The organism is Corallococcus sp. Z5C101001 (genome assembly GCF_007352635.1).
Lineage (GTDB): Bacteria > Myxococcota > Myxococcia > Myxococcales > Myxococcaceae > Corallococcus > Corallococcus silvisoli.
In genome coordinates this window covers 1,145,667-1,169,114 of record NZ_VKLU01000001.1, presented here as the reverse complement: position 1 = coordinate 1,169,114, position 23,448 = coordinate 1,145,667, and the positions used below count along the sequence as shown (strand labels likewise).

General features: G+C 68.8%; 20 protein-coding genes. 11 read left to right on the top strand and 9 right to left on the bottom strand.

Translation table 11 applies throughout. From position 1 onward, the window contains the following. Positions 1–171: 171 nt before the first annotated feature. Together FOF48_RS04840 and FOF48_RS04835 are read right to left on the bottom strand one after the other, a co-directional pair. Positions 172–537 carry a hypothetical protein gene (locus FOF48_RS04840; protein WP_235685344.1) on the bottom strand — a complete coding sequence of 122 codons (366 nt, stop codon included), beginning with the start codon at positions 535–537 and terminating at the stop codon, positions 172–174. Between the two features lie 498 nt (positions 538–1,035). Next, positions 1,036–1,965: a metallophosphoesterase gene (locus FOF48_RS04835; RefSeq protein ID WP_143898926.1), complete on the bottom strand. Its 930-nt coding sequence runs from the start codon at positions 1,963–1,965 to the stop codon at positions 1,036–1,038. 104 nt (positions 1,966–2,069) lie between these two features. Here FOF48_RS04835 and FOF48_RS04830 point away from each other — a divergent pair, with 104 nt between their 5' ends. Continuing rightward, on the top strand, positions 2,070–3,062 hold the full coding sequence (locus FOF48_RS04830) for a hypothetical protein (RefSeq protein WP_143898925.1): 993 nt from the start codon (positions 2,070–2,072) through the stop codon (positions 3,060–3,062). Here FOF48_RS04830 and wzy read toward each other — a convergent pair. Continuing rightward, on the bottom strand, positions 3,044–4,588 hold the full coding sequence (wzy, locus tag FOF48_RS04825; protein WP_143898924.1) for an exopolysaccharide repeat unit polymerase: 1,545 nt from the start codon (positions 4,586–4,588) through the stop codon (positions 3,044–3,046). The two genes, FOF48_RS04830 and wzy, sit on opposite strands and share 19 nt — an antisense overlap. A gap of 236 nt (positions 4,589–4,824) precedes the next feature. On the opposite strand from wzy, the gene FOF48_RS04820 reads away from it, so the two are divergent. From FOF48_RS04820 to FOF48_RS04805, 4 genes are all read left to right on the top strand, one after another. Beyond that, a complete protein-coding gene (locus FOF48_RS04820) occupies positions 4,825–6,201 on the top strand; it encodes a sigma-54 dependent transcriptional regulator (protein ID WP_143898923.1) in 1,377 nt (458 codons plus the stop codon). Positions 6,202–6,211: 10 nt separating this feature from the next. After that, positions 6,212–8,080, top strand: coding sequence for an ATP-binding protein (locus FOF48_RS04815; protein ID WP_186001768.1), 1,869 nt, complete (start codon positions 6,212–6,214; stop codon positions 8,078–8,080). A 244-nt stretch (positions 8,081–8,324) separates the two neighbouring features. After that, complete coding sequence (locus FOF48_RS04810; protein ID WP_143898921.1) at positions 8,325–9,089, top strand: hypothetical protein; 765 nt, start codon at positions 8,325–8,327, stop codon at positions 9,087–9,089. Between the two features lie 390 nt (positions 9,090–9,479). Further along, complete coding sequence (locus tag FOF48_RS04805; RefSeq protein WP_143898920.1) at positions 9,480–12,581, top strand: hypothetical protein; 3,102 nt, start codon at positions 9,480–9,482, stop codon at positions 12,579–12,581. Between the two features lie 91 nt (positions 12,582–12,672). Here the strand turns inward: FOF48_RS04805 and FOF48_RS04800 are convergent, their stop codons facing one another. Continuing rightward, the gene (locus FOF48_RS04800) at positions 12,673–13,497 is read right to left on the bottom strand and encodes an alpha/beta fold hydrolase (RefSeq protein ID WP_143898919.1); all 825 of its coding nucleotides are present in this window, start codon (positions 13,495–13,497) and stop codon (positions 12,673–12,675) included. Positions 13,498–13,888: 391 nt separating this feature from the next. Between FOF48_RS04800 and FOF48_RS04795 the strand changes: the two genes are divergently transcribed. Continuing rightward, the gene (locus FOF48_RS04795; protein ID WP_143898918.1) at positions 13,889–14,296 is read left to right on the top strand and encodes a hypothetical protein; all 408 of its coding nucleotides are present in this window, start codon (positions 13,889–13,891) and stop codon (positions 14,294–14,296) included. Positions 14,297–14,434: 138 nt separating this feature from the next. On the opposite strand, the gene FOF48_RS04790 is transcribed toward FOF48_RS04795, so the two are convergent. Beyond that, entirely contained in the window at positions 14,435–15,097 is a 663-nt protein-coding gene (locus tag FOF48_RS04790; RefSeq protein WP_143898917.1) for a TetR/AcrR family transcriptional regulator, read from the bottom strand. 82 nt (positions 15,098–15,179) lie between these two features. Here FOF48_RS04790 and FOF48_RS04785 point away from each other — a divergent pair, with 82 nt between their 5' ends. From FOF48_RS04785 to FOF48_RS04770, 4 genes are all read left to right on the top strand, one after another. Then, the gene (locus tag FOF48_RS04785) at positions 15,180–16,031 is read left to right on the top strand and encodes an SDR family NAD(P)-dependent oxidoreductase (protein ID WP_143898916.1); all 852 of its coding nucleotides are present in this window, start codon (positions 15,180–15,182) and stop codon (positions 16,029–16,031) included. Between the two features lie 256 nt (positions 16,032–16,287). Further along, positions 16,288–17,493: a hypothetical protein gene (locus tag FOF48_RS04780; protein WP_143898915.1), complete on the top strand. Its 1,206-nt coding sequence runs from the start codon at positions 16,288–16,290 to the stop codon at positions 17,491–17,493. A gap of 84 nt (positions 17,494–17,577) precedes the next feature. Beyond that, a complete protein-coding gene (locus FOF48_RS04775) occupies positions 17,578–18,204 on the top strand; it encodes a DUF2306 domain-containing protein (RefSeq protein WP_143898914.1) in 627 nt (208 codons plus the stop codon). Positions 18,205–18,283: 79 nt separating this feature from the next. After that, complete coding sequence (locus FOF48_RS04770; RefSeq protein WP_143898913.1) at positions 18,284–18,802, top strand: putative immunity protein; 519 nt, start codon at positions 18,284–18,286, stop codon at positions 18,800–18,802. Positions 18,803–18,942: 140 nt separating this feature from the next. Here FOF48_RS04770 and FOF48_RS04765 read toward each other — a convergent pair whose 3' ends face one another. The 3 genes from FOF48_RS04765 to FOF48_RS04755 all read right to left on the bottom strand — a co-directional run bounded on the left by FOF48_RS04765 (position 18,943) and on the right by FOF48_RS04755 (position 21,338). After that, a complete protein-coding gene (locus FOF48_RS04765) occupies positions 18,943–19,665 on the bottom strand; it encodes a helix-turn-helix transcriptional regulator (RefSeq protein WP_221938212.1) in 723 nt (240 codons plus the stop codon). After that, a complete protein-coding gene (locus FOF48_RS04760; protein WP_143898912.1) occupies positions 19,659–20,297 on the bottom strand; it encodes a DUF6058 family natural product biosynthesis protein in 639 nt (212 codons plus the stop codon). The genes FOF48_RS04765 and FOF48_RS04760 overlap by 7 nt, the downstream gene beginning before the upstream one ends. 132 nt (positions 20,298–20,429) lie before the next feature. Then, the gene (locus FOF48_RS04755; RefSeq protein WP_235685343.1) at positions 20,430–21,338 is read right to left on the bottom strand and encodes a helix-turn-helix domain-containing protein; all 909 of its coding nucleotides are present in this window, start codon (positions 21,336–21,338) and stop codon (positions 20,430–20,432) included. A 186-nt stretch (positions 21,339–21,524) separates the two neighbouring features. Between FOF48_RS04755 and FOF48_RS04750 the strand changes: the two genes are divergently transcribed. After that, positions 21,525–22,430: an alpha/beta fold hydrolase gene (locus FOF48_RS04750; protein ID WP_255441900.1), complete on the top strand. Its 906-nt coding sequence runs from the start codon at positions 21,525–21,527 to the stop codon at positions 22,428–22,430. Here FOF48_RS04750 and FOF48_RS04745 read toward each other — a convergent pair. Continuing rightward, complete coding sequence (locus FOF48_RS04745; protein WP_143898910.1) at positions 22,390–23,334, bottom strand: LysR substrate-binding domain-containing protein; 945 nt, start codon at positions 23,332–23,334, stop codon at positions 22,390–22,392. The genes FOF48_RS04750 and FOF48_RS04745 overlap by 41 nt on opposite strands. Between the last annotated feature and the right edge of the window lie 114 nt (positions 23,335–23,448).

Below are 23,448 nucleotides of genomic sequence, written 5' to 3'. Positions count from 1 at the left end.
CCGGACGGCTCCCCCTCACATGGGACCAAGCCAGGGACTGGCGCCGGAAAGGTCGGAACAGATGCGCAACGCCAAAGGCAAGTACGCCCATGCCCCCTGCGCAAAGCTGGCTGCCCCATCAAGAGCGGGGCTCAGCGCGACAGCGAACGCCCCCCCCTCCAGCCCCTTTCGTCACGCAAGCGTCTCAAGACCTGCCCACTCGTCATCGACGTCCGACTCCCAGCCACGTCGACACCATTGGTCTTCGCGCCATTCGAGCGCCAAGTAACACATGCCCTGTTCTGCGACGCGTCGCTTATCAACGAAGAAAAACACGAGCGCCCAAACAGTCACACTACCGTCGTCCTTTTGGGCCACGAGCAACTTCACAACAAGTTCAATAACGATCCCCGAATGCAGAGCCCCAACCATTCCCTCCAGTGTTGCGGAGGCTGCGTCAACCTCAACCGTTTCGCTCCCATGAACGATCCGCAGCGAGCAACCCAGAAATAGCGATAGCGACTTGAGCCATTCAGCATGTCCCGACCAGAGGTCCATATCCCTCATCGTTAAGGCTCCCTTACACTCAGGAACTACTCAACGCAGCTTCTCAAAGGAAACACCCTTGAGGAGCGGACTGGCTGAGTTCCCCGTCCCGCACGTAATTGGACGGCCTTCATCGGCTTTCGTCGCGAGCGTACCAAACACAGCAATGACGCGCGGCGGCGCACCTTGTCCGTAGACGACCGTCGTCCTGTTACGATGGGGAGGAAGGGCCCTCCTTCCAGCCTGATTCGCGGGCCTCGTGGAAGATCCAAACCCCCAGGGGAAAGTCGAGAGGCGCTCGTGCGCGTAGCACCCGGAGACAATGCGCATCACCTGCAGCCAGAGCACTTTGTCCGTCGGGTCGCGTCGCTCGTTTGCCTGCGTCCACGCGATGGACACTCCACGGGGCCCGCATGCCAGGGGCCGCCCCACGTGCTGGCTGAGGGCACAGTGGTCGACCCACGCGCCCCCCAGCCCTCAGCGATTCCGCCTCTGGAACACGTGCCCCCGTCATGACCGCGGGGGCAGACCGGCGGACACCGTCTCCAACCGCACGCGTCCACCCACGAACTCGACCACGGCGTGACCATCCGGCGCATCCGGGAGGTTGACGTGGAAGGTGCCCCGGTACCAGCGGGCCCGGCCCTCGCCTGACGCGGGCGCGGGGAGCCGTGCCCGCAGGGCCTTTGGGAGCACCGCCACGGCGCTGGCGAGCCGCTTCTCGGCCTCGGAGGGGCCACGCACCGCGAAGTCATCCCAGACACAGCCATAGGGCGAACCCATGTGCCCGGAGACGGTCAGGTCCGCGTCGAGGGCCGTCGCGAGGAGTCCGACCAGCGGCTCCTTCCCAGGGCTCACGTGGGTCACGAGCACGCGGACCTCCCCCGCGACCCTCGGCGGCGCGGAGTCGAGCAGCGCTGACAGCTCCCGCTCCGTCGTGAGGATCTTCCCCCGGCCCCCATCGAGCGGCGCGTTCTCTCCCAGCAGCGCCGGGAGGAGGTTTCCCCCCAGGCCGAAGAAGCGGAAGGGGCCACAGGTCGCCGTCCCCAGCAGCGTCAGGTTGGGGACGCGCCTCTTCCCCTCCAGCAGCGCGGAGACCACGGCGCCATCCTCGTGATTGCCCCACACCGCGAACGTGGGCAGGGAGAATCCCCGCCCGGAGTCCAGCCACCCGCCGAGGTCGGACAGCGGCAGCTGCTCGCGGACGAAGGCGCGCAGGGCGTCGCCCTTCAGCTTCTTGGCCCGCTGCTTCGCGTCGCCGCGCAGCTTCGAGTGGACGACCCGGAGGAACAGCTCGCGCGACTCGATGCGCTCCACGCTACCGCCGTCGTAGAAGCCGAAGTCCCCCGCGTGCAAGACTGCGTCGGCCCGGGACTCCTTCGCGAGCCGCTCGATGATGTCGAGATGTCCATGGGTGTCGGAGATGAGCAGCAGGCGCATGGCGCGTGTCCTTTCGAGGCGAGGCTGACGACACGATGGCACCGGGGCGGTCCCACGGGAGCGGACAGAAAACCGGACAACGCGCGGGCGAGGCCCAGGCCCCCGTGGGCTACACGTGGGACGACTACCTCAAGGCCCTGGTGTCGGAGCACGGCACGCTCACCGCCGTCGCCTGGAAGCTCGTCGAGCGGGGGCTGTCCGAGGAGGTGACCTCCGTGGAGCGGGCGCTCCGGCGCCTGCGCGGACGGGGACAGCGCGACGGCGGCCTCATCGGCCAGCGGCTCCTGCGGGTGTTCGGCGTGCCCGCGAGCGTCGAGGCCCAGGCCCGCTGGATGGGGACGTACCACAGCCCCTTCGGGGACCTGCCCATCCAGCTGTGTGTGGACCAGCTGCGCTTGTGGGAGCGCCCACCCCTCTCGGAGTCGAGGGCACGCGTCTGGATCCTCCTGGGGCTGGCGGGTGTGGCGCTGCGCAGGCGGGCCTTCACCGAGGCCCAGCCATTGCTGGAGAGCGCCGCGGCGCTCGCGGACACGCCGGCGGCGCGGTTGGAGCATCACCTCGCGACGAGCTATCTGCTGACCCGTTTGGAGATGGACGTGGAGCGCGCGGAGGCCGCCGCGCGTCCACACCTGGAACGGGCGCGGCGACTGCTCGACACGTCCCGCGCGGAGCTGGAGCCCGCGGATGCCGCGTGCTTCGAGGCCCGCCTGGTCGACCACGCGGCCTTCGACGCCAACCGGCGCGGCGACTTCGCGCGGGCGCTCGCGCTGTACCGCGCCCTGCCCACCGACGACGTCCATCCCTTCGCCAGCTACCGCCGCGACGCGGGGCTGGCGTTCGGCCTGAATCAGCGCGGCGAGCGGGACGCGGCGCTCGAAGCGGCGCGCCGGGCCTGCGAGCACGCGGGCGATGGCGGCTACGTGCGCCTGCGCGTGATGGGCCTGCTGATGCTCGCGCGCATCCAGGGCGCCCCGGACGACGCGAGCACGCTCTCACGGGCCGCCGCCATCGCGAACAGGCTCGCGGACCCGGAGCTGCTCGTGCGTGTCGAGCGCGCCAGGGGACGCTCGACGCGGGCTCACGCCGCTTCGCGGTGATCCGTCACAGGATGGAGCCCCAGCGCCCGCTCGCGCCCTGGCCACGGCCAGGCCCCCGTCACCATCGCCATCTTCCCGGTCATGGTCACACTCACCGCCACGAGCATGGTGCAGATGTACGAGATGATGCCCATGTCTCCGAACACCTGATTCAGGTACGACGCCACCACGCCGATGATGACCAGCGCGGCGGACCGGTGCTCCGCCGCGTAGCTGCGGTGGTACGCGCGCGCGATCAGGTACACGGTCGCCACCAGGTACATCCAGATGCCCGTGAAGCCCAGCACGCCACCAAACGCGAGCAACCCCAGCAGCGAGTTGTGCGGGTGATACCGGAACTGGGGGAACACGAAGGCAATATCTGGCATCGGGTAATCCAGCACGAACTCATGCCCATAGCCGACCCCCACCAGCGGATGGCTGCTCCACGTGGCGATGAGATTGAGATTCTCGATGTCGCGGTAGTCCAGCTCCCCTTCCGCGTGCTGGCCCTCGACGAGGGAGCGGAACGTCTGCACCGGCTTGAAGACGCCACTGCTCGAGTTCCAGCCGACGCCCAGATACACGACGCCGAGCGGAAGCATCAGGATGGCCGCGCGCGTGACGAACTTCTTCAGCGGCGTCCACGGATTGAACAGGTACGCGGCCCCCATCGACCCCACCATGCTCACATACGCCAGCCGACGGTCGTTGTAGAACATCCCGACGAACACCAGCACCGCGACGACGATCCCGCGGATGGCATGGGCCGCCTTGGGTCGCTCCAGCCATCGGGTGACACACACCATGAGCGCGAAGATGAAGGTCATCGAGTCCGAGTGGCACGTGGTGTACTCAATCTCCTTGCCGATCTCCGGGATGACGACGACCGCGAAGTACGTGCTCACCGCGGACTTGGTGAGCGCGCCAGCGATGACCGTCCGGGCCACGGCCGGCCAGTCCTGGGGCCCTCGCAGGCTGTAGTGGAACATCATGACCATGAGCGGCATGCACGCCGCCTGATGCCACTGCCACAGCGAGTTCTTCACGTCCCCGCCGTTGAGGATGCCCCAGACCTCCATCCACAGGATGGTGACGGCCGACAGCGCCACCAGCACGATGAGCGGCCGGGGCAGCGGCACCACCGGTGGGTCGATGGTGGACTTCGTCGCTCGCCGGTAGATGCCCAGCCCAATCAGGCCGATGATGAGCACGTCGATGAGCGGGAAGCGCAGCGCGCCAATGCCCACCAGCTCATGCAACTGGGAGAACAGCAGCTGCCCCAGGGGAAAGAGGGGCGACTTCCAGAACATCGACTGTGGGCGCTCGGGCGTATAGTCCACCGCGAGCACCAGGTAGAGGACCGCGAGCGCCTGGTAGCGCAGCGGGGCCTTCGTCATCCCCCACACCACGGTCGCGGCCACCACCGGCGCCACGGTGATGATGGGATTGCCGTCGCTCACCGCGGCACCGCCAATGCAAGCCAGCCCCAGGCCCACGAGCAACGCGGCGTAGCGCCAATAGGAGGGGTTCGGTGGAGCGTACATGGGGCGCGGCGTTCGACTCGCCGAAGGTGGAGCACGCAGAGCGACTCACGCCGGGCCGCTTTGCGACACACGTGCCAGGGACTCCTCCGAGGGCACGGACCACGCGCGTCCAGGCATTCCGCCGCCTGGGCGGGATTCGGAACCGGCGAAATGCCTGCTCGCCCTGGGGGCCCGCCCGCGCCTCACCCTCCGCGTTGCTTCTGACGCCTCGCCCCACACGCTAGGCTGGCTGTTCCATGCCTCCTCCCGAGCGACATGACGTTCCCTGGACCGCGCTGGTGGTGGACGACGACCCCGGCGTCCGTCAGTCCCTCCGGCTGTGTCTGGAGGCGGCGGGGGGACGGGTGCTCGGGGTCGGGACCCCCAGCGCCGCGCAGGAGGCGCTCGAGCACGGACGGTTCGACGTCGTCTTCCTCGACCTGTGGCTGGGCGCCGAGTCCGGGCTCGACGCGCTCCCCGAGCTGCTGCGCCGGCAGCCCGACGCAGGGGTCGTCGTCATCACCGCGTTCGCCACGTTCGAGAGCGCCGTGGAGGCGATGAAGCGCGGCGCCGCGGACTACCTGCCCAAGCCCTTCACCCCGGACCAGGTCCGGCTCGCCGCGGATCGCCTCCTGCGAGCCCAGCGCCTGCGCCGGCGCGTGGTCGAGCTCGAGCAGCGGCTCGACGACAGCGATGTCGGGCATGTCTTCACCTCGAAGAGCGCGCTGTTCCACGGCTTCCTGGAGACCGCGGCACGCGCGGCGGCATCGGACTCGGTGGTCTTGCTGCGCGGGGAGAGCGGCACCGGCAAGAACGTGTTCGCCCACTGGATTCACGAGCACAGCCCGCGCGCGGGCGCTCCGTTCGTGAGCGTGAACTGCCCGGCGCTCTCCAACGACCTGATGAGCAGCGTGCTGTTCGGCCACCGGCGCGGCGCCTTCACGGGGGCGGTCTCGGACGTCGCGGGCAAGGTACAGGAGGCGGAGGGCGGCACCCTCTTCCTCGATGAGATTGGCGACCTGTCTCCAGACGCCCAGGCCCGCCTCCTGCGCTTCCTCAATGACCGGACCTATGAGCGGCTTGGCGAGGCGCGCGAGCGCAGGGCCCATGTCCGCATCCTCGCCGCGACGCATCGTCCCCTGGAGGACGAGGCGCGCGCGGGGCGGTTTCGGGACGACCTCCTCTATCGCATCAACGTGTTGATGCTCACGCTGCCGGCCCTGCGGGAGCGCCCCGAGGACGTGGTGCCGCTCGCGCGCCACTACCTGGCGTTCTTCGCGCGCCAGCAGCGCCGGCCAGGCCTCGCGTTCTCTCAGGAGGCGGAGGCCGCCATCGCGGCGCACCCCTGGCCGGGGAACCTGCGCGAGCTGCGCAACGCCGTGGAGCGCGCCGTCATCCTGGGCGCCTCCGCCACGCTGGGGCCCGGAGACCTGGGACTCACCGCCACGCGCGCGCCCCTCGGCGGAGGCGGAGCGCGGGTGCGCGTGGGGGACATGGTGAGCCTCGACGAACTCGAGCGGGAGCACATCGCGTCCATCATCACCCAGGCCCCCACGCTGGAGGCCGCGGCGCGGGTCCTCGGCATCGATGCCACCACCCTCCAGCGCAAGCGCAAGCGCTACGGGCTCGTCTGAGAAGAACTGCATGCCCATGCCTCGACACTGGGGCCTTCGGGCCAGATTCCTCGTCGCGTGTGTCCTGCTCGTGCTCACCACCGTGAGCGCGAGCTTGTGGACGCTGGCCACGCTCACCCGCCTCAGCGGCGAGGTGGGCGCCACGGTGAAGGACAGCGACGAGGCCACCGCCGCCACCGCGCGGCTGGGCAGCGCGCTGGAGCGAGAGGACGACGCGCTCCTGCTGGCCCTCACGGGCGATGACCACGCGCTGGGTCCGAAGCGCCAGAGCACGGACGAGGCCCTCGCGCAGCTGGCCGCGCTGCTGACCACGCGGCCCGAGCATCAGGCCGCCACCCTCCTGCGCGAGGAGGTCGAGGCCTATCGCGACGCCGCGAATCGCATCGCGGCCGGGGCCGGCACCCCCGATGCGCTCGGGCGCTACCACCGCGAGGCCAACCCGCTGCTCCGACATGCCGCCGCGACGACCCTGAGCATCCGGGACCACCACTTCGATGCGACGCGGCAGGTGGCCCGCTTCGCGCACGAGGAGTCCATCCGAGCGCTGCGCGTGGTGCTGACCATCACCGTCGTGGCGCTGCTCACCTCCGCCCTCCTGGCGCTCCACCTGGCCCGCTCGGTCATCCTCCCCTTGCGCCGGCTGACACGCGGGGCGGAGACCATCCGCCGCGGCGAGTTCGGAGAGGCCATTCCCGTGGAGTCGGGCGATGAGCTGGGTCAACTCGCGAGTGCCTTCAACCAGATGGCGACCGACCTCGCGGAGTTCCGCCGCTCGAAGCTGGGTGAGGTCCTCCAGGCCAAGGCCGCCCTGGAAGCCACGCTGGAGGCGCTCCCCGACGCGGTGGTGCTGCTGGACGTCACGGGCCGCGTGCTCTCCGCCAATCGCAGCGCCCACGAGCTGCTCGTCGCCTCGGGCATCCCATCGCTCGAGAACATCCACGAGCTCACGCTCAGTGGCTTCGACCCTCGTGCCGTGCTGGAGCTGGCCTCCTCGCCGCACAGCGCGCCGCCCCTGGCGGACCTGGGCCGCGCCCTCCGCATCACCCGGGACGAGCGAATCCACCGGCTGCTTCCACGCGTGGTCCCCGTGCCAAGCCTCTCCGCGGAGCGCGACGCGGCGCTGCTGCTCCTCTATGACGTGACGGAGCTCGTGCGCCTGGACGAGATGCGCGCGGAGCTGGTGGCGGTGGCCTCCCACGAGCTGGGCACTCCACTCACCACGCTGCGGATGACGCTCCTCATGCTCCAGGAGTCCGCCGCCTCCCTCTCCCCCCGGAACCAGGAGCTCGTGCGGACCTCACTGGGCGGCGTGGAGCAGCTCGCGGAGACGGTGGACGAGTTCCTCGACCTGACCCGCATCGAGGCCGGACAGCTCAAGCTCTCCCGGGAGCACTTCTCCCCCGCGGCCCTGGCCTCCGAGTGCGTCCGCCGCTGTCGCGCGCGCACCGAGGACGACGGCCCCCACGTGGAACTCTCCGTGGAGGGAGCCCCCTCCACGTTCTGGGCGGATCCAGTCCGCCTGCGGGTGGTCTTGGACAACCTGCTGTCCAATGCCCTCAAGTACACGCCCTCCACCGGGCAGGTCCGGCTGACCGTCGGAGTGGTGAGCCAGGACGGACAGCGGACCGTGCGCATCTCCGTCACCGACAACGGCCCCGGCGTCCCCGAGGAGTTCCGCGAGCGCATCTTCGACAAGTTCTTTCGCGTCGAGCACCACCGCCCCGGAACGGAGGCGGGCACCCGAGGCTCCGGCATCGGGCTGTACCTCTGCCGGCAGATCGTGGAGCTGCACGGCGGCAGCATCCGCTGTCAGCAGGGCGACGACGGCGGCGGGGCCTGCTTCCTCGTGTCACTGCCCGCGGCGGATGCACGGGCCTGACGCGGAGCACGGGATGTCCGCGACTGACGCGAAGCAGAGGACGCCCTGGAGGCCGCGCCAAGACCAGACATGACCCTGAAACAGGCGCAACAGGCCCTGGCCATTTTTTCTGCCTTTGCGCCTCTGGTTTGTCGCTCCCGAACCGCGAGCATCAACGGCCGCGCGCGGAGGCGGATACAGGCGGCCTGAAGACAACCCATCTGGTATCCATCCGGTGCGGAATTCTTCCGACACGGAGCGAGCCATGCGCAGCCTCATTTTCTGCACCCTGTTGTTGTTCTCCACGACGACCCTGGCAACCGAGACCCGGCTGGTGGTGAGGGCTCGCGCCCGGGACGGCAAGTTCGTCGGGACGTCCATGGGAGGCGTTCGGGTGGTGCTCCGGGATGCACAGTCCGGCCAGGTGCTGGTCAGCGGTGTCATCGCCGGCTCGACAGGCAACACCCAGACGCTGATGAAGCAACCACAGGTGCGCGGGGCACCGCTCGCGGACGAGTCCTCCGCGAAGTTCACGGCCACCCTGGACCTCACCGAGCCGCGGCTGGTGACCGTGGAGGTGTCCGGCCCCCTCGCGCAGCGGCAGGCACTCGCCACCAGCACGACCCAACTCTGGATGCTGCCCGGCAAGCACATCGAGGGCGATGGCCTCATCCTGGAGCTTCCCGGCTTCGTGATGCATGTGGTGACCCCGTCAGCGCACGAGTTCCTCAAGCTCCCAGCCGACAAGAAGCTCACCGTTCCTCTTCGCGCCAACCTCACGCTCATGTGTGGCTGCCCTACCGAGCCCAACGGGCTCTGGGACTCGAACCGGTATGAGCTGCAAGCCACGGTGAAACACAACGGGAAGCCGCTCACCCAGGTCCCCCTGAAGTACGCCGGGAAGACCAGCACCTTCGAGGCAGCGCTGTCCGTCCAGCAGCCGGGCATCTACGAAGTCACCGTGACGGCATACGACCCCATCACGGGAAACACCGGGGTGGACTCCACCACCTTCGTCGTCGAGTCGTGACAGGAGCGCCGCCGGGAAGCCCTCACGGACCCGAGCGCCTCCCCCTCCGCGAGAACGCGCCTGCGTCCGCGCTGGACGCAGACGCCGTGGCTCCGAGCGAGGAGCTCCAGGCGCTCCCTTGGGAGGAGCCTGCCTCCACCGCTGGCCCTGCGCTTGCTACGGCACCCGCCCGATGACCCTCGCCACCACGATCGCGCTCCAGGACGACGCTGGGCGTCCACTGGTCCAGATCCGAGAACAACGTCACGTCCCCACCCGGGACAGATAACGAGCCGGTTGCCGCCGACTCCTCCTGGAGCGGCTCCAGTCGTTCGACGGCGTGGTCATTCGCGGGCGCTGAGCACAGACGCCAGCGCGCCCGCGGTCTCTCCACCACAGAACGGAACCTCCGTGTCCACCACCTCGACTCCTCAGCTCCCTCCCGTCCCCCCCACCACGGATGTCATCAGCATTCCCGTCGCCGGACCGCTCGACGTCGATGGCGACAACGGAGAGTTCCGGCTCATCCAGACCGGCTCCTCCCTGGTCCTGGTCGGCGTCGACGATGACCAGAAGCTCCAGGGCTACTTCAGCTCGTCGACCGTCGCCTACCTCAGCCGCCCCCAGGGGAACCCGAAACGGCTGGATCCCTGGACCCAGTTCACCATCGAGAAGGACTCGACACAGTCCACCCTCGACTTCGAGACGCAGAAGCGCATCGGCGTCGTCGCGCTCCGGGATCTCGTCTACGTCTTCTGGATCGACACCGCGAACAACAGCTTGTGCGCGGCGCGGGTGGCCCCCGGCTCCGGGCGCGCCACGACCGATTGGTGTCAGATTTCGCTGCCCGCCACGACGGGAGGCAGCTCGACCCCTGTGAAGGTCCTCGCCAAGGGCGTGTCGGCGTGCGTCGGCAAGGGCCCGACGGAAATCCTGATCAACTACCTCGCCTGGGACTCCTCGCACAACGCGCTCCAGGTCTGCCACCTCGTCCTGGACACGGATGGTTACAACCCACTCACCAATGACTGGGTGTCCCGCGTCGCGCCCTGGTCCGTGACGGCCCCCGCCACCAGTCCCACCCAGACGTCCTCGAACCTCTCGCATCTCGACGTCCGCACCATCCTCGTCTCCCAGCCGGGAGCCACCGGCACCAGCGCTCCCGTCAATTGCGTCATCGCCGCGCTGTGGGATGAAGCCCACTTCACCGCGACCACCTTCTCCTGGACGCTGGACGCCGAGTGCCACGCCAGCCCCAGCCCCGCGCCAGCGCCGATGCTCCTCACCTGGCCGGGCAGTTCACCCAAGAGCCGCAAGGCCCTGGGCATGGGTCTGGCCGTGGACCCCGCGGGTCGGCTCGTCGCCTTGTTCGCTGACAACAACAAGAGCAACGTGATCTCCATCGCCGTGATTCAAGACATCCTCCCCCTGCGCCAGCTCGGTACGTCGGCCACCGCGCCCGTCTGGAAGGAGTACGGCAAGATCTTCACGAACGCGACCGAGGACACGGAGGGACCTCTGTCGATGTGCTTCTCCATCGGAGCCATCCCCGAGTCGACGAGCCAGGACACCTCCACCCTCCCCATCATCCTGGGGATGGCATGGGTCCGCAGCGAATACTCGGTCGGCTCACCCATCCAGATGTCGTCCCTGAAGTATGGTGACTTCAAGCTGCAGACCGCCCTCCATCCGCCGAAGCAGGAGAACATGGGCGGGCGCCTGCTCACGTCGATTTGCGATCCGTTCCCCATGCCCCTCCCCGCGCCGGAGGTCTGGGGGAACGCCAGCCCCGACGGCATGGCCGACTGGAACATGTTTGATTACGAGATGGACACGACCCAGGAGGACGTGGTCCTGGATGAGATCAACATCGCCGCGAGCCTGGGAGTCCAGTACTCCTCGAAGGAGACGGCCTCCGTGGAGGCGTTCGATGGCCTCAAGGCAGGCGCGAGCTTCGGCCTCTCCGTGAAGGCCGGAGTCTCGGGGCGCATCGCGTGGCAGGGCGGGAAGTTCACGGCCCAGAGCATCAAGGTGCAGACGAAGGCCTACCGTCATCCGTACTTCCCGCTCGACGACGCGTCCCCCTACCTGGTCCGCCCCTACGGGTGCTACTTCGGGCGGTCCCTGTTCTGGTTGCGCTCCCAGTACGGGACGGCGACGAACCTCGCATTCAACCAGGATGCCTCGTTCAGTCCGGCGCCGTTGATCGTGGCCCACTGGCCCGTCGCCTCCGAAGACGCCGATGAAACCGCGGCGGGCGACTTCTTCAGCTACGCCTGCACGCCCGGCGTGGTCGACTCCTACACCGAGGCGGCCATCAACGCCCGGATGTTCAGCCTGTATACCGAGTGCGTGAACAGGCTCGCGACCGCCGGCAATTCACAGGAGCAGATCCGGCAGATCTTCACCGCTCCGGATGGAACCGACCTCAGCACGTTCTACACAGGCCAGAACTACGTGGCGGCCGTCGTCAAGAAGTACGGCACGGAGACCAACATCAATGGCCAGAAGTACCTCAAGTTCGCCATGAGCGGCGGCTCGGTCTGCGACGGCCAGTACCGGGTGTCGAGCGGCCAGAGCACCGGCTTCGGCGTCCACCTGGATATCAACGCCTATGCGGGGTTCGTTCAGTCCGCGGAGGTCGGGACCCCGATGGGCATCTCCGCCACTGGAGAGACCTACGTGGGGGCGTCGCTCGACTTCTCCTTCTCGTACAAGCGCGAGTCGACGAGCAACTCCTCGAGCGGCGTCGGCGTCTACACCTACCTGAACACGCTGGCGCCGACGCAGTCCATGTCAGCCCGGCTGTACATCCTCAAGGAGGCATACCTGTGGGCGCTCGAGCTGAAGTACTTCCCGGCCATCGCGCGTGATTGGTACCTCCAGGCCCTGCGCAACGCCAAGGCCCAGGGGGAGTTCACCTCTCCGACGGAAGAGCCGAACCTGGACATGCTCGCCGGTACCACGACGGCGGACAGCCTCCTGCTCTACGAGCAGTCGCTGCCCACGCGCTTCCTGTTCGTCGTCACGGGCTGGGACCAGGGGCCGCTCCAGTTGGCGCCCACCAACGTGCCCAAGGACCTGCCCGGTGGATACGATATCGCCACCTTCAACGCCGGCGTTCCGGATGGCAGCACCTTCAACCTGCCCGGGCCCTGCGACGTGGCCTACGGGGCGAACGGCCACTACCGCTTCATCCCAGGCGTGACGGGCACCGTCACGTTCAACGCGGCGACCTTCGGCGATCCGCAGTCCGGTGGCGCGAACCTCGGCTACTACCGACAGCTCGGTTATCCCAACCGCACCACGTACAACGTGCAGCAGAACTTCACCCGGCTCTGCTCCGAGAATGGGACCGTGAACCTGGGGACCACGCCGACGACGGTGGCGTTCGGAATCGACACGCGCTGGAACGTGGTCGGTGGGTTGACAGGTTCCGTCACCGCCTCGGACTCCACGTTCGGAGATCCCGCACACGGGAGCGGCAAGGAGCTCCGGGTCCTGAGGGGCTGACGGAACACGGGCTGCCGGTGACGGCCCCGTCGTCCTGTACGGCCCAGAGGTCGGGCGGCCCCCTGGACCGTCCGACCTCCAGCCGTGCGCGCTATCGGCTCGGGCGCCCATCCAGCTCACGGCAGAACCGCTCGACACGCTCCAGCATGTCGGGCGAGGTCAGCTCGACACGGACTGGATGCCGCAGGTGCCGCAGATAGAGCTCGGCGACCTCGGCGGGATGCTGAGGATCAATCCCCGGCAACACCATGACCGGGACGTCGAACGATTCGAGCTCGCGGACCGAATGCATTGGTTGCTCCCTCCGGGCCAGAAAACGCGTGGAGGCAGCGACGCTGCCAGCATCGAATCCGAGCATCATCTCGAGGGCGACGTCACGCACGGGTGACGGCAAGCGCTCGAAGAGCGGACGCAGCGACTCGACTCCCTGCTCCAGCGCACGCTCCCCGGCCTCGCCCATCGCCCGCAGGGCCGCGGTGACGGCTTCCGCCATGGGCCTCTCCGCTCCCGGGTACAGCGGCGACATCAGGATCAGCCCCCGGAGCAGCCGCGGGTGGCGCAGCGCCACCCGAAGAGCCACCGCCGAGCCCATCGACGTTCCGCCGATGACCGCGTGCTCGACACCGAGGTGTCCGAGCAACGCGGCGACGTCATCGGCCAGCCGATCCCAGCTCAACGGGCCTGTGTGGATGGAGCGGCCGCTACCACGGAGGTCGGGGCAGAGCAGGCGGTGCGTGTCCGCCAGCTTCGCGACGCGGAAGAGCGCCGCGCGATGGTCGGCGAGCCCGCCGTGGAGAAACACGACGGGGTGTCCTTGGCCGACGTCGAGGGCGAAGAGCCGTGCGCCATCGCTCTCGAACCAGACTTCTCGTCGAGGGGTCGTGTGGGGAGGGTGGTCAAACTTTGAGCGGGTCATCGTCGATCTCCATCTGGACGCACGGCCCCAACCGCTCAGCCGTGAATGGCTGAACCCCCTGGGGAGTGGCGCACTGGCGCTGCGGTTGGATTGGCGCGGCGAGCGTCCGAAGCGCCGCGTCGAAATAAAAAGCGCCAGACGAGGACACCCTCGCTGGCGCACGATTCAGAACTCCAGCCTGACCTCCGACCTCCGTCAGCCCCCAGATACTCCCAGCGGGTCCGCCCACCCCGAACGGCACTGCGAGTGGGAGCCCAGCGCGCACGCCGATGCGACGACCTCCCTCACGCAGAAGCCATCAGCGTGCCCGTCCGGCACCTCCACCGGGAGGTGGCGGTCGATTTCACGCAACGATGTCGCCCGGCCTGTCTCTCCCCGTCAGGGGGCGTTCATGCCCTCCATGACTCTTCGGGTGGACGACATGACAGCGACGACGCGGTACCTGGTGCTTCTCTCCATGCTGGTGGTGGGCTGTGGTGGCTCGAACGAAGACCCTGTGAAGGAGCCCGTGGACGAGAACACCCACGTGTTCCCGGAGACCCTGGAGTGTGGCGACACCACCTGCAAACGCGCCACCCAGTACTGCGCGACCCTCGTCACCGCGGAGACGAGCCATCTCTGTCTGGAGAAGAAGGCGACCTGCAAGAGCTGCGACTGCGTGAACCTGGACACGGACCTCACCGCCCAGACCGGGCGGCAAGACTGCACCGCGACCGCCAAGCTCGACGTCTACTTCTCATGCGCCTACTACGACGACGTGGACTACATCAAGACCTCCTGCACCGTACGCGCTCGCTGAGGGCCTCGGACGGAGAGTGACTCCAAGGAAGCACGCTTGCGCCGCACCCCAGGAGATGGGCCGACTCAATACACCGAAATCAGGCCCCTCCTCTGGCTGCGATGAAGGTCCTCGCCATGGTCGCCTTCCCGGTCCCCTTCAGCCCTTCAAGGCGCGCGGTGACGACCGGCGTCCGCGCCTGCCGCGCGGGCCGAAGAGGTAGCCCATCACCGCCTCCGTGGCCTCCTCCTCCAGCCGCGTGGCGTCGATAAAGTCTGGCTGCTCGATGACCAGCCGGTGCGTCAGGGACTCGATGAGGGTCTCGACGACGAAGGCCGCGACCTTCAGGTCTGGAACGACGAGCCGGCCTTGGTAGGGGCGGAGGAAGTGTTCGAGCTTCACGACAATCGCCTGGCCGGCCTCCATCACCTTCGCCAGCCGGCCGATGCGCGGCACCTGCTCGAGCAGGACCTTGTGCAGCGCGGGCGCGATGCGGTGGGAGTCGACACCGGCGCGCACGAGCGCACGGATGGCGGATTCGGGATTGGACGGGTCCGCGCCTGAGAGCGCGTCCTCGACACAGGTCATCAGCTCGGCCACGTGCCGCTCGGCGAGCAGCGCGACCAGCGACTCCTTGTTCGGGAAGTACTGGTAGAGCGAGCCGACGCTCACTCCCGCGCGCTCGGCGACCGCGATGGTCGTCAGCCCTTCGTACCCCCGCGCGAGCAGAACGCGAACCGTCGCCTCCAAGATCGTCTCCACCATGGCGCGCGAGCGCTCCTGCCGCGGCATCTTCCGAGGGTGGAGCTTGGGTCGAGCCATGCGAGGTCCTCCTGGAGCCAATGCGAATACAGAACGCGAATGAACATTCGTATTCTGCCTCGCACCGAAAGGAAACACGCACATGGACTCCACCGCTTCTTCTCCCGTCGTCCTGGTCACAGGGGCGTCCTCCGGGCTTGGCCGCGCCACCGCCACCCTGCTCGCCTCCCAGGGGTACCGCGTGTTCGGCACCAGCCGGACCCCTTCACGCGCACCCGAGGCCCCCTTCACGCTGCTCCCCCTGGACGTCCGCGATGACGCCTCCGTCGAAGCCTGCGTCGCGGAGGTGCTGCGCGCCGCCGGGCGCATCGACGTGCTCATCAGCAACGCCGGGTGCGCCTTCGTCGGCGCCGTCGAGGAGACCTCCATCGCGGAGGCACAGGCCCAGATGGAGACCAACTGCTTCGGCGCGCTTCGGGTGATGCGGGCCGTGTTGCCCGCGATGCGGGTGCGCCAGCAGGGGCGAATCGTCGCCATCAGCTCGCTGGCGGGCCTGCTTCCCCCTCCCTTTCTGGGGGCGTACGCCGCCAGCAAGCACGCGCTCGAAGCGCTCTCGGAGTCGCTGGCCTACGAAGTCCGTCCGCACGGCGTTCATGTCTCGCTGGTCGAACTGGATGGGATGCGCACGGGCATCCCGTTCGCGAGGCCCTCCAGGCGCGAGCCCAGCTACGCCGAGTCAAGTGCGCGAATGCTCGCGAGGCTCGAGCGCATCACGGGCGACGCGGGCGGTGACCCGGCGGAGCTCGCGGTCTGCGTGCTGGACGTGCTCGCGAACCCCGCCCCCGCGCTGCGCTACGTGCTCGGGAAGGAGGCCACCCTGGCGGTGGCGGCGCGTCGGCAGCTCTCGGAAGCGGACTACATCCGCACGATGGTCGGCCGACTGGGCCTCTGGGATGCTCCGACGGGTGCCGGCACGCGGCGGGAGGGCGCATGAGCAGCATCGGCCTTGCCGGGATGGACGTGGCTTGAGTCCGTCGCCCTCGGTGACCCGAAGCCCCCGTCGCTGCGCCACGGGCGGAATCCACACCTTGATGAGCAAGCACCTTCTCTCCATGAACGGAGAGGCGACGTCATGGGCGCGTCAATGCGAAGCACAGACGACGGCGCGCGGTGATGGTTCGCACACGCGCACCCTTGCTATCTTCCCAGACGCCTCTCGGACCTCTCCGGGAGGCTGGAAGAGGCCAGACATGCCCAAGTCACTCTCACCCGCGCGGCTCGATGAAGACCTGGAGGCGTTGAACGACCTGGAGCTGTGGATGACCAGGCTTCAGCATCTGGCCAACGTCGCGGTCGAGCGACAGATGCCGCCGATGGCGCGCTCCAGCCCCAAGGTCCCCAAGCACAGCGCGAACTTCTTCGAGAACCTGGGGGCCAGGGTCCTCCGCTGGCGCGCCACCGACGACTCCGGGCACAGCGGCGCGGTGGGCCTCATCCAGGGTTCGTGGTTCCAGAGAAGCTCCAGCTACAACTTCGCTCCAGATGCTCGGGCGATGATCGTGGACCTGCACAACGACCAGGCCATGGCATACCTGCTCCGAAGCGCGAGCCAGGGCCTCGAAGAGGCGCGCGTCGTGGCCGCCGCCGCGGGCGAGGAGGGCTCCCCCGTCCCCGTGGCGCGAAGCATGGCCGAGTACGTCCGCAAGGCGGTCGAGGCCCGCTTCGCGTCGTACTGGTTCCTCGAGCCCGCGAAGGCGAAAGCCGCCCGCAAGTGGGTGGATGCCCAGCCGCTGCGCACGGAGCCCACGTTCTCGGTGGAGATAGAAGCCGTGGAGAACATGGGCGCGGAGGCGCTGCGCGCCCAGCTCCTCGCGTGGCTCTCTCCGAGGCGCCGCAAGGTCCTCGCCACCGCCGCGGGCGTGGATGCCGCGGACTGCGCCACGCTGGCGCGGACCATCGCGACGGTGCTCGACACCGGCAAGTCCGCGGCCCGCGCAAGGCTGCAGGCCCGGCTGAGCCAGTTGGGTGGCTCGGAAGATTGGCGGCAGGACTTCTTCCTCGATGCGCTGCCCAAGAATCTGTGCGCCGTGAGGCTCCGTGCCACCCGCCTGGGGACGGCGTACCACTCCACCTATCGGGTGAGCGTTCCCCTGCACGGGCTCCAGCTCCTGCTCGACGCTCCGGGCGCCCAGGCCCTTCATCGCCACGTCAACGTGGATCACCTCCGCTTCTGTCGCTCGCGAGGGTTCGACCTGGCGGAGAGCATCGCTCCGAGAAGCTTCGCCCAAGAGCCCGAGCGGACCCTGCGCAGGGGCACGGTGCCCGGCGAGGTCCACTACGTGCTCATCCTCCCCAAGGCCCTGGTCCCCAAGGGGTGCAAGCCGGGCGCGACGTTCCGGTCCATCGCGCCCGCGAACGACGGCAACCTGTCAGGACGCAAGCTGCGCAGCGCCTGAGCGAAGCAGAGGAACACGGCACGCGGCTGCTGGTGTTTGAATTCCCGCATGGCGCTTCCCTCCTCCGAACCACGAGGCTCCACGATGGCAAGCAAGGGGCTCTGGGTCCTGTTCGCCGCCCTCTGTCTGGCCGTAGGCCTCTATCCCGGCAGCTACTTCCTCGCGGCCTCCAACTTCGGACTCCGCGCCTCGAAGAGCAGCGAGCTGCTGACCGACCCCGTCTGGAACGCGGCCTTCTACACGCACATCGCCCTGGGGGGACTCGCGCTGGCCATCGGCTGGACCCAGTTCGTCGCGAGACTGCGCCTCGAGCGCCCAGGCGCCCACCGGTTCCTCGGAAAGGTCTATGTCGGGGCGGTCCTGCTGAGCGGGCTCGCCAGCGTCTACGTTGGCTTCTTCGCCACGGGTGGCGTCATCGCCGCGTCGGGCTTCGTCAGCCTGGGCATTGTCTGGCTCTACACCACGGCCTCCGCCTATCGGCTCGTCAAGGGCCGGCGAATCGAAGAGCACCGGCTCATGATGACCTACAGCTATGCCGCCTGCTTCGCCGCGGTCACGCTGAGACTCTGGCTGCCCTTCCTGGCTCACGCGCTGGGCGACTTCGTTTCGGCCTACAGAATCGTCGCCTGGCTCTGCTGGCTCCCCAACCTCGGCGTGGCCTACCTCATCTCGCGCAGGCGGCTCCAGGCGCGCGAGCTCGCGCCTTCGTGACGGGACCTCGGTCCCGAGGCGCCCCCTCCGCCGCGCCGACTCCATCGCGTCGACGAGGAGGATGGGCGAGGATCCGCCCATGCCGATCCTGCCGAAAGTGCGAGACCCCAGGTTGATCACGATTCGTCGTGGCGGGAGCCTGTCCGACGAGGACCATCACCTGCTCGCGGAGTGGGCCGCGCTCTGCGCGGAGCACGTCCTGCCCTTGTTCGAGAGTGCGTGCCCCGCGGACACGCGCCCTCGTGACGCCATCGCCGTAGGGCGGGCGTGGATCCGGGGTGAGGTGCGGATGCGTGAGGCCCACCAAACCGCGTTCGTCGCCAACGCCGCGGGCCGTGGGTTGCCTGACCCGGCCAGGTTCGCGGCGCTCGCGGCAGGACAGGCGGTGGCCGTCGCGCATGTCGCCGCGCACTACCTGGGCGCGGCGGCGTACGCCATCCGGGCCGCCGCCGCGGCGGTCGCCGTGGGTGACGCGGAAGGGGCTCGCCTGCGGGAGCTCGGCTGGCAGCGGGAACGGATCCCCGCCCCCCTCCGTGAGTGGGTCCTCGAAGACCAGCGAGCGCGGAACGACATCTGCTGGGGCGTCTTCACCAGGTGACGCAGGCCCGAGACCTCAAGCTTTCGCGGTGCCGGGCCGAATCGCGGGGATGGCGCTCCCATCCTCCACCGAGAACCCACGGCGCGGCTGACGGGGCTGCCCCGACAGCTCCTCGGTCGCGGGCAGCCCGTGCCCTTCCATCACGGCTCGGGTGTCCACGAAGCCGGGCCGCGCTCAGCCAAGGACATCCCCCATTCGCCGCGCAGCGCGACCTGCCCTCGCTCCGTGAGCCGGACCGCGCGCGTGCCGCGCAACCGCGTGAGCCACCCGCGCTCGAAGAATCGCTTGGTCAGCGCCGCGCCCAGCGCGCCCGCGAGGTGGGGGCGGCGCTCGCTCCAGTCCAGGCAAGCGCGCGTGAGGGGCCGGCGGCCTGCGCGCAGTCCATCCAGGGAGATGCCGAAGTCGCGCAGCCACGTGTCCCCGGCCCTCGTCACCTGGAACGCGTCACCCTGGAGTCGGAGGAACTCGCGCTCGAGGAGGAAGTCCGTCACGCGGATCCCCAGCCGGCCCGCGAGATGGTCGTAGCAGGTCCGCGCCTCACGAAGCGCCGTGGCACCGCGCCCATCCGTCACGAGGTGGGTGGGGGTCCTTGGCGCCAGCACCGCGAGGGCCTCCAGCAACGTGACGACCTCCGGTCCCGCGAGTTGGAACAGCCGTTGCCGCCCCTGCGCTCGGGACGTCAGGAAGCGCGCTTCCACCAGCCGCGCCAGATGGCTGCTCGCGGTCTGCGCGGACACGCCCGCGCGTCGTGCCAGCTCCTGCGCCGCGAGCGGAGGGCCCTCCAGCAGCGCCACCAGCATGGCGGCCCGCGACGGCTCGCCCACCGCCATCGCGACGGATGCGATGTCCGGATCCGTCAACACGACAGGTTCGGTCCCGAAGGTGTCCCCGCACGAGCGAAGAGGTGTGGGTAGCGCAGCCGAGGGGCGGCGATGAGCCGGTCACGCGACACCGGTCCCCCGAAGCGGATCCGGTCCCACGGCGCGAACTCGCGCTCCAATGCGTCCAGCGCCTCCACGTCGGTGCACAGCCGCGCGCACCAGGCCTCTTCTTCCGGAGCGGGCGCTGCCAGGGCCTCCGTCAGTCGGTGAACGAGCCGCTCCTTGCAGAAGATGTGCTCCGGAGTGACGACGCGCAGACACGCGCCGTAGTGGCCCTTCAGGTATCCACGCCACTCGGCGTCGAGCCGTTCCTGGGTGAGGGCCGTCCCGAAGCGGGCGGCCATGCGCAGCAGCCGCCCATCGAAATGGGCGCGCACCGCGTCCGGACTCCCGGCCGCGTCCAGGAGGCCCAGCAGGTCGCGCGGGTACATGCCCGTGCCATCAGCGAGCGTGTACGTGGGTCGGGGCAGGGATCCCGAGTCGATGAGGGCCAGGAGCGCGTCCGGGGCTTCCGGCCGCCCCGCGGCCACCGTGTCGAGCGGGACGAAGTGTTCGGTGATGTAACGCACGTCCGCCGGGGTCAGCGCCCCAGCGCCCGAAGTGTTTGGGTCCATGGGCCGGTGGTAGCACGCGCTCGCTTCGGCCCGCATCGAAGTGTCATCGCGAGGAGGAGCTCGAGCGGTCCCATGCTCCCACTGCGGGTGGACACGGCTGGGTCTTCAAGTCCTCGAAGCCTGCCCTGCGGGTCACTGAGCCGAACCCGCGATTTGCGTGGGGCTCAGCCCCAACACGCGGCGCATGCAACGGGCCATGTGGCTCGAGTGCGCGAAGCCTGCCTCCAGGGCGATCTCCGTCAGGCTCATCCTTCCTTCGAGCAGTCGCATCCGTGCGCGCTCCACGCGCCGACCGAGGACGAAGCGATGAACGGGCACCCCCGTGGCTTTCTTGAACAGGGGCTTGAAGTGGGAAAGGCTGAATCCCGCCACGCTGGCGAGCTGGGCGAGCGTGAGGTCTTCATCCAGGTGCGCCTCGATGTACTCGAGCACGTGACGCAGCCGCCAGGCAGGCAGCGCTCGCGCTGGCTTGGAGGACGAGTCGCCCTTGTGCGATTGCAGGGCGAGGAGACGCGCGGCGAGCGCGGTGGCGAGGCTGTCCGCGAACAGCCGGCCTCCCGGATAGTCGTCGTGGTCCTCCGCCTGCATCATCCAGCCGATGCGCTCGATCTGGGCATCCCGGACGTGAATCGAAGGATCCAGCTCGGCGCCTCGGACGCCCAGGCCCATGGTGTCCGAGGCGTCCTTCACGAGCGACGGCCTCAGGCGGAGCAGCAATGAGCGCGCGGGCCGCGACACCGTCCAACGGGTGCTCGATCCAGCGGGAACGACGCAGAACTGGCCATGGAGCCGTGTCCCCTGCCGCTCGTGGCTGCCCACCCGATAGGTGACCGGGACCGGGTCGCCCAGGTGGAGACAGAGGACATGACGCTCATCCACCGGTGACTGGAACACTCCGGAGGGCACCGGGGAGGTGAGCACGTCGAGCAGCGGCAAGCGCTCTGGCCCTGTGCCCGGTAGCAGCGCGGCCGGAGGGCTCGGGTAGCAGGAGGGTCTGTCGGTCATCGCCTCGAACATCTCCGTGGCTCCAGCTTTGCGCAAGCGCGGAAGATCATCCGTTCGTGCCCGGAACCGGCCATCCGTGCGCGCGCGACAGCGGCTGCGGTGCGAGCGTGTTCGCATTCGGAAACACCCGCTGCTGGGAGACTCGCCATGAGACGGAGACAGTTCCTGCACTGGACCGGCGCCGCGTTCGCCGCCAGTGTTGTAGGTGCATGTGCATCGCACGTGGACGCCGGCCACGGAGCGGTGGGCCTGGCCCCGTCGCCATGCTCCGCCGCGGAGGCTTTTCGCGCGGCGCGGCGCTTCGCCGACCTCTCGTTCGGCCAGATTGCCTACGTCGAACGCGGCGTGGGGGATGCGGCCTTGTTCCTGCACGGCGCTCCGCTCAACGGCTTTCAGTGGCGCGGCGCGATGGAGCGACTGTCCGCTCACCGGCGCTGCGTCGCCCCCGACTTCATGGGCCTTGGATACTCCCGGATTCCCGAACGCCAGTCACTCGCGGCCGACGCGCAGGCCGCCATGCTCGTGGCCTTGCTGGATGCACTCGCGATACCCCAGGTCGATATCGTCGCCAGCGACAGCGGCGGCGCGGTCGCGCAGCTGCTCGTGGTCCATCATCCCGAGCGTGTCCGGACGCTGCTCCTGACGAACTGCGACACCGAACCCAACAGTCCGCCCCCCAAGGTCAAGCCGGCCATCGAGCTGGCACGTGCCGCAGCACTCGCGGATGCCACCGCCCAGTGGCTGACCGACAAGGCGCTGGCGCGCGCGACGTTCGGCGCGGCTGTCTTCCGGGACCCCAGCCGTTTCGCGGACGAGACCATCGAGTACTACGCCGCGCCGCTGGTGAGCTCGCCGCTGCGCAGGGCGCAATACCACGCCTTCCACCTCGCGCTGGAACCCAACCCACTGGCCGGGATCGAGGCACGGCTCCAGCACAGCAAGGTTCCAGTGCGAATCGTGTGGGGGGATGGCGATGACATCTTCTCGCCAGAGGATGCCCGCTACCTCGACCGCACATTCCCCCAATCCCAGGGCATCCGCTTCGTCCCCGGGGCCAAGCTGTTCTTTCCCGAGGAGTTCCCGGAGGTCATCGCCGAGGAGGCCCTGCGCTTGTGGCGTCTTGGCTGAGTTCGGCCTCCTGTGGGGGTGTAATCAGGTTGCGCTGAAACCACTCCCGGAGGGCGACGACGTCGGCGCGGGTGCTCAGGCTCGGCGCGCAAACGAAGTGATAGGTCTCGCCGCGAAGGACCTTGGCGAACGGCTGGACCAACAGGCCCGCGGCCAAGGCGTCGGCCACCAAGAGCAGGCTGACGATGGCGACGCCCTGGCCCGCGAGCGCGGACTGGACTGCGTGCAGACTGTCCGTGAACCGGACGCCCGCTTCGGTATTCACCCCCGTGACGCCAGCCTCGGCGCACCAACGCGCCCAGGTCGTCGGCGGTCTGGGCACACGCTGACCATCGATGTGGATGAGCTTGGCGCGGCGCAGGTCGCTGGCGCGCGAGAGCTTCAGGCTGGGACTGCACACGGGGGCGAAGGCGTCGCGCTTCAGCGCGGTCGCCGCGGCCCCCAGGAACGGCCCCTTGCCATAGCGGATGGCCACATCGACTTCGCCTGCTTTCAGCACAACGGGCGCGTCACCGGCATGCAGCCGAAGCTCGATGTCCGGCAGGAGGCGGCGGACCCCGTCGAGACGCGGAACCAGCCACTGGCTCAAGAAACCCGGGGTGGCGGAGAGTGTCAGCGTCACGGGAGTCGGCCCCTGGCGCAGACGTGACACGACCCGGCTGATGTCCGTGAAGCCCGCGGCGACCGCCTCGTACAGCTCCGCGCCGGCCGGCGTCAGGGACACGGAGCGCGGCGTTCGATCCAGCACCCGCACGCCCAGATAGGCTTCGAGCTGCCGGACCTGGTGGCTGATGGCCGTGGGAGTCACGTAGAGCTCCGCGGCGGCGGCCTTGAAGCTGGAATGTCGGGCTGCCGCTTCGAAGGCGCGCAGCGCGTTCAAGGGGGGAAGCGCGTACGAGGGCATGCTGAATTCATTTCATCTTCAGGGTGAGAATTTCGCTTTTGCGACACTTTCCAAGCGCCACTATCTTCCGTCAGGTCAGAGCAAGGTGAGCGTAGCTCATCTACGACCGAGGGA

What these genes read in the sequence shown, in the direction of transcription:
- wzy (WP_143898924.1), bottom strand. Translation starts at nt 4,588, where the DNA reads ATGTACGCTCCACCGAACCCCTCCTATTGGCGCTACGCCGCGTTGCTC.
- FOF48_RS04820 (WP_143898923.1), top strand. Translation starts at nt 4,825, where the DNA reads ATGCCTCCTCCCGAGCGACATGACGTTCCCTGGACCGCGCTGGTGGTG.
- FOF48_RS04835 (WP_143898926.1), bottom strand. Translation starts at nt 1,965, where the DNA reads ATGCGCCTGCTGCTCATCTCCGACACCCATGGACATCTCGACATCATC.
- FOF48_RS04790 (WP_143898917.1), bottom strand. Translation starts at nt 15,097, where the DNA reads ATGGCTCGACCCAAGCTCCACCCTCGGAAGATGCCGCGGCAGGAGCGC.
- FOF48_RS04810 (WP_143898921.1), top strand. Translation starts at nt 8,325, where the DNA reads ATGCGCAGCCTCATTTTCTGCACCCTGTTGTTGTTCTCCACGACGACC.
- FOF48_RS04760 (WP_143898912.1), bottom strand. Translation starts at nt 20,297, where the DNA reads ATGGACCCAAACACTTCGGGCGCTGGGGCGCTGACCCCGGCGGACGTG.
- FOF48_RS04815 (WP_186001768.1), top strand. Translation starts at nt 6,212, where the DNA reads ATGCCCATGCCTCGACACTGGGGCCTTCGGGCCAGATTCCTCGTCGCG.
- FOF48_RS04780 (WP_143898915.1), top strand. Translation starts at nt 16,288, where the DNA reads ATGCCCAAGTCACTCTCACCCGCGCGGCTCGATGAAGACCTGGAGGCG.
- FOF48_RS04770 (WP_143898913.1), top strand. Translation starts at nt 18,284, where the DNA reads ATGCCGATCCTGCCGAAAGTGCGAGACCCCAGGTTGATCACGATTCGT.
- FOF48_RS04800 (WP_143898919.1), bottom strand. Translation starts at nt 13,497, where the DNA reads ATGACCCGCTCAAAGTTTGACCACCCTCCCCACACGACCCCTCGACGA.
- FOF48_RS04785 (WP_143898916.1), top strand. Translation starts at nt 15,180, where the DNA reads ATGGACTCCACCGCTTCTTCTCCCGTCGTCCTGGTCACAGGGGCGTCC.
- FOF48_RS04745 (WP_143898910.1), bottom strand. Translation starts at nt 23,334, where the DNA reads ATGCCCTCGTACGCGCTTCCCCCCTTGAACGCGCTGCGCGCCTTCGAA.
- FOF48_RS04775 (WP_143898914.1), top strand. Translation starts at nt 17,578, where the DNA reads ATGGCAAGCAAGGGGCTCTGGGTCCTGTTCGCCGCCCTCTGTCTGGCC.
- FOF48_RS04795 (WP_143898918.1), top strand. Translation starts at nt 13,889, where the DNA reads ATGCCCTCCATGACTCTTCGGGTGGACGACATGACAGCGACGACGCGG.
- FOF48_RS04840 (WP_235685344.1), bottom strand. Translation starts at nt 537, where the DNA reads ATGGACCTCTGGTCGGGACATGCTGAATGGCTCAAGTCGCTATCGCTA.